1 protein-coding gene and 2 pseudogenes are annotated in these 1,122 nt (G+C 58.6%); 1 reads left to right on the forward strand and 2 read right to left on the reverse strand.

What is annotated here, in order from left to right; translation table 11 throughout:
* Positions 1–136, forward strand: a pseudogene (locus tag AB9K34_RS07145) (IS481 family transposase); the annotation flags it as partial.
* A gap of 18 nt (positions 137–154) precedes the next feature.
* Here AB9K34_RS07145 and AB9K34_RS07150 read toward each other — a convergent pair.
* Positions 155–919, reverse strand: a pseudogene (locus AB9K34_RS07150) (IS5 family transposase).
* 68 nt (positions 920–987) lie between these two features.
* Positions 988–1,122, reverse strand: a 135-nt coding sequence (locus AB9K34_RS07155; RefSeq protein WP_287883799.1) for a transposase, incomplete at its 5' end; no start/stop codon positions are given.

Consider the following 1,122-nt stretch of genomic DNA (forward strand, 5'->3'; position numbering starts at 1 on the left):
AGCATACAACTTCGCGCGACGGCTCAAGACCCTCAACGGGCTCACACCTTACGAGTACATCTGCAAGATCTGGACTTCAGAGCCGGACAGATTCATCTTGAACCCGATCCACCAAATGCCGGGACTGAACACATAGGGTCCAATTCCTTGACGGTCAAAGCCAGAACATGACGGTAGCGACGAGGGCGACAGCGGACAGGAGGGTCTTAGCGCACCTGTCATAACGGGTGCGACCATGCGCCAGTCTTTCAGCCGCCCGAACATGATCTCGATCCGGTTGCGGCGCCGGTAGCGCCGCTTATCGTAGCGGACGGCTTTTCCGCGCGACTTCCGGCCGGGGATGCAGCGGCGTATACCCTCGTCTTTCAAGGCTTCCCGGAACCAGTCGGCGTCAAAACCCCGATCTGCAATCATCAATTCGGCAGCGGGCAGACTGCCCAACAGGGCGGCGGCTCCGGTGTAGTCACTGACCTGGCCTGCGGTCATGAAGAACTTCAAGGGCTGTCCCTTGGCGTCCGTGACGGCGTGCAGTTCGGTGTTCAACCCGCCCTTCGTGCGGCCGATCAGGCGTCCGCACTGGTCATCTGGCCCCCTTTTCACCCGCAGGCTCGAAGCCATGCGAGGCGCCTTCAGGTAGGTTGCGTCTATCATGGTGGTCTTCTGCTCGGCGCCCTCGGAGGCCAGTTCCTCCATCATCCTTGCGAAACCCCCATATCACCCCACCGTTTCCAACGGTTGTAGAGCATCTTCGGCGGCCCATACTCACGCGAGGCATCGCACCATCTCAAGCCATTGCGATTGATGAAGATTATCCCGCTCAGAACCCCCCGATCATTCACCCGAGGCTGCCATGGCTCTTCGGAAAGAACGGCTTCAAATGCTCCATCTGCGCGTCGATCAGCCAGAAAAGATCGCTCATGTCACCGCTCCGTTTTCAAAGCCGTGAAGCATGCTGTTCGCGCGAAATCAATGCATCATGAAACTAGGTCATGTTGACAAATGGCGGAGCCATAGGCGGATAGATGTGATGTCGATGAAGCCAAGGAAGCTCTCGGCGGTCTTGTCGTAGCGGGTGGCGACGCGCCGGGCGTTTTTGAGCTTGTTGAAGCAGCGCTCGACCAG

It is taken from the genome of Sedimentitalea sp. XS_ASV28 (assembly GCF_041224545.1).
In the GTDB taxonomy this organism is placed as follows: Bacteria; Pseudomonadota; Alphaproteobacteria; order Rhodobacterales; family Rhodobacteraceae; genus Sedimentitalea.